The sequence below is a fragment of the Acidithiobacillus sp. TH-A35 genome (assembly GCF_057473505.1).
On record NZ_JBYCKR010000269.1, the window covers coordinates 1 to 2,990 of the forward strand.

At 59.5% G+C, this 2,990-nt stretch carries 4 protein-coding genes; 1 reads left to right on the forward strand and 3 read right to left on the reverse strand.

Translation table 11 applies throughout. The features are described 5' to 3' along the window. Positions 1-57: 57 nt before the first annotated feature. On the forward strand, positions 58-369 hold the full coding sequence (locus tag AC2VNK_RS08855) for a hypothetical protein (protein ID WP_291521923.1): 312 nt from the start codon (positions 58-60) through the stop codon (positions 367-369). Positions 370-378: 9 nt separating this feature from the next. On the opposite strand, the gene pdxH is transcribed toward AC2VNK_RS08855, so the two are convergent. Genes pdxH through AC2VNK_RS08870 form a run of 3 tightly spaced genes read right to left on the reverse strand, consistent with a single transcriptional unit; the run spans position 379 to position 2,463 of the window. Beyond that, positions 379-1,035: a pyridoxamine 5'-phosphate oxidase gene (gene pdxH, locus AC2VNK_RS08860; protein WP_486883505.1), complete on the reverse strand. Its 657-nt coding sequence runs from the start codon at positions 1,033-1,035 to the stop codon at positions 379-381. Positions 1,036-1,061: 26 nt separating this feature from the next. Next, positions 1,062-1,721, reverse strand: a complete 660-nt coding sequence (gene rpiA / locus AC2VNK_RS08865) for a ribose-5-phosphate isomerase RpiA (RefSeq protein WP_291521920.1) — start codon at positions 1,719-1,721, stop codon at positions 1,062-1,064. Position 1,722: 1 nt separating this feature from the next. Continuing rightward, positions 1,723-2,463, reverse strand: coding sequence for a type 1 glutamine amidotransferase domain-containing protein (locus AC2VNK_RS08870; protein ID WP_291521918.1), 741 nt, complete (start codon positions 2,461-2,463; stop codon positions 1,723-1,725). Positions 2,464-2,990: the final 527 nt, after the last annotated feature.

Consider the following 2,990-nt stretch of genomic DNA (forward strand, 5'->3'; position numbering starts at 1 on the left):
GCGGCGGCAAAGTGCCCCGTGGCTGTTTCGCGATGAATCTCCCAGGAGCGGGCAGATATGATTCAGGAACAGCAGGAAGAGGAGGGCGGACTGCCGCCCCTGCGTTCAGATGCGGTCATCCTTGAGGCCAAAACTAAACGAGGCAAACTTTGTAGGGTGATTGACAACACTGTCTCGGTACCCCGTGAGGAGTTGGAGGCCCTGCTCAACGACCTTATTGAGCAGGAGCACTTCGGACCTTCGGGATTGAGTGTGGCGGGGGGTAACACGATCAGTATCGGTGCCCCACAGTCTGCCCATGTACAACTGGGGGGAAACATCTACCGGATGATCGTGGTGGATTACGAGGCGCGACTGGAGGAGTTTTAGCGCTGCCTCTCAGGGCATCAGCCGCTGAATCACCCAGACTCCACCGGTGTCTTCCGAGCGGTGGTAAAGAAAGCGATCATGCAGTCGGCTGCGTCGTCCCTGCCAGAACTCAAAGCGTTCTGGTAACAGGCGATAGCCGCCCCAGGCGGGATTGCGAGGGATATCGCCAGTTGGGTAACGGGCCTGTAAATCGGTTACTCGCTGTTCCAATGCCTCGCGATTGGCGATAGGTTGGCTCTGCTCGGAGGCGGCAGCGGCAAAACGGCTGCCGCTGGGGCGTTGCTGAAAATAGGCCTCTGCCTCGGCATCGCTGAGCCTCTCGACCGGCCCGTTTACGCGCACCTGTCGATCATTCTCCGGCCAGTAAAATACTGCGGCCGCTTGCGGGTTTGCCGCCAGTTCCTGCCCCTTCTGACTGCGCTGGTCGGTGTACCAGCACAAACCACGTTCGTCAAAATGTTTGAGAAGGACGAAGCGTACGTCAGGGTACCCCTCCGCGTCCGCTGTCGCTAACGCCATGGCCGTTGCATCAAAGTTGCCTGCCTCTGTTGCTGCCGCCAGCCAGTCAGCGAACTCGCGGAAGGGATCAGGATTCAGGTCCCGGCGATGCAACTCGCTGTGAATGAAGTCACGGCGGGTACCGCGGTGGTCTATTTCGCCTTCCATATTGCCCCCCAGTCGCTTGTTACCACTTACGCCTTGCGTTCGATGACTCCGTCAGCACTGCCAAACAGCATCACATCCGCACGCCGATGGGCAAATATGCCATTGTCCAGCACGCCCGGAATCGCATTGATGCTTTCTTCCATCCGCAACGGGTCAGAGAGATCGAGTCCGGTGACGTCGAGGATGACATTGCCATTATCCGTCGTGACGCCATTGCGCAGGGTGGGGCTGCCACCGAGTTTCACCAGTTGCCGGGCGACAAAGCTGCGGGCGAACGGAATCACTTCCACGGGCAGGGGGAATTTGCCGAGCATAGGCTTGTCCTTGCTGACATCCGCGATGCAGACGAAGAGGCGGGCAGCACTGGCGACAACCTTTTCACGGGTAAGGGCGCCGCCGCCACCCTTGATGAGGCGAAAGTGCGGGTCGACCTCATCAGCGCCATCGACGTAGACCGGAATATCGCCGGTACCATTGAGGTCGAGCACGTTGAGGCCTCGCGCTTTGAGACGGTTTTCGGTGGCGACGCTGGAAGCCACATAGCCGTCCACATGGATATTGGCTGCGCCCAGCGCCTCGATGAAGAAGTTGGTGGTGGAGCCGGTACCTACCCCGACGACCATGCCGGGCTGGATGTAGCGCAGGGCTGCCTCGGCCGCCATTTTTTTGAGTGCATCAGCATTCATATTATTTTCCTTTGTGTGTTGGTGTGGAGGGAAGACGTTGTATAAAAGCATGGGTGAGTGCCAACGCAGAGGCCGGATTCTGGCCGCTGAGGATAAGGTGGTCAGTGGCGACATGGCTTTGCCACGGAGCGCCGGTGCTCACCCGAAAGCCTTCCTGCCGCAGGCGGTCTTCCAGCGTATAAGGCCAGCGCCCGGCCAGCGATGTTGCTGATTCCTCCGCAGCACTGAAGCAGGTCACCTGTTGCCCGCAGAATGGCGAACGGTCTGCTCCGCCACAGGTAGCCAGGAGTGCCGCTGTGCCGTGACAGAGGGTGGCGATGGGCTTTGCTGCCGACACGCAGTGGCGTAGTAACCGGTCCACACCTGGTGCCTGACAGAGGTCCATGAGCGGCCCGTTGCCTCCGGGAATGAAAACACCGATTAAGGTGTCCAGATCTTTGCCCGTCAGCACATCTAAATCAATGGGTGTGTGCAAGTCCGTCATTTGCCTGACGGCATCACATAAACTGGCAGCCTTGTTATGGTCCCCACCAAGCGTGGCCGGGTCCAGACTCTCGGCATCGACTGGCGGCGGTACACCGCCCGGCGTGGCTACCTGGGGTCGCCATCCTGCTTTGCACAGTATCTGCCAGGGTGTTACCAGTTCTTCTGCCCAGAAGCCGGTAGCGGCTTCGGTGCCGTCATTGAGGCGAAGACGCCGCGCCGCGCTGAGCAGGATCAGGACGAAAGGCTGAGTAGTCATGCCCCGAGTTTAGCATGGCCAGCAGGCAAGGAAAGGGCGGCCTTACCCGTGCGAGAACGGGTCATCATCGGATTATCTGTTATAGAGGACGGAACGGATATTTCTGCAAAATTGCTTGCCGGCGGTGCGGGATTATGTGTGCGCCGTGCAAAGGCACGGTCTTTCAGCGGGTGCGAATCCCGCCCGGCAACTGTCGCTCCAGCCGGTAGCAATCGGGGCAGTCGTGGAGGTAACGAAGCGGCTGAAGCCTCCGGTGTAGAGGGCTATGAAAAGTGGCTTGGTAAGTATGCAGGTTGCAACGTGAGTGAACACTGAGCAGGCCTCGAAAAGCGTAATGCGGAAGCCGACCCGCCACATATACGGGGAAGGCTGTCATCACTGGGGTAGCGAGCGACGCGAACACCCAGTGGTTCCGCCGGGGTATTGGTGGCGGCATGCATACAAGAGGAAGACCGGGGCAACACGGGAAGCCCCATGGGGTGGTCAGCGCTGACCAACTGGTATTCCGTGAGGAGATGTCCAGGCCT

What these genes read in the sequence shown, in the direction of transcription:
- AC2VNK_RS08855 (WP_291521923.1), top strand. Translation starts at nt 58, where the DNA reads ATGATTCAGGAACAGCAGGAAGAGGAGGGCGGACTGCCGCCCCTGCGT.
- pdxH (WP_486883505.1), bottom strand. Translation starts at nt 1,035, where the DNA reads ATGGAAGGCGAAATAGACCACCGCGGTACCCGCCGTGACTTCATTCAC.
- rpiA (WP_291521920.1), bottom strand. Translation starts at nt 1,721, where the DNA reads ATGAATGCTGATGCACTCAAAAAAATGGCGGCCGAGGCAGCCCTGCGC.
- AC2VNK_RS08870 (WP_291521918.1), bottom strand. Translation starts at nt 2,463, where the DNA reads ATGACTACTCAGCCTTTCGTCCTGATCCTGCTCAGCGCGGCGCGGCGT.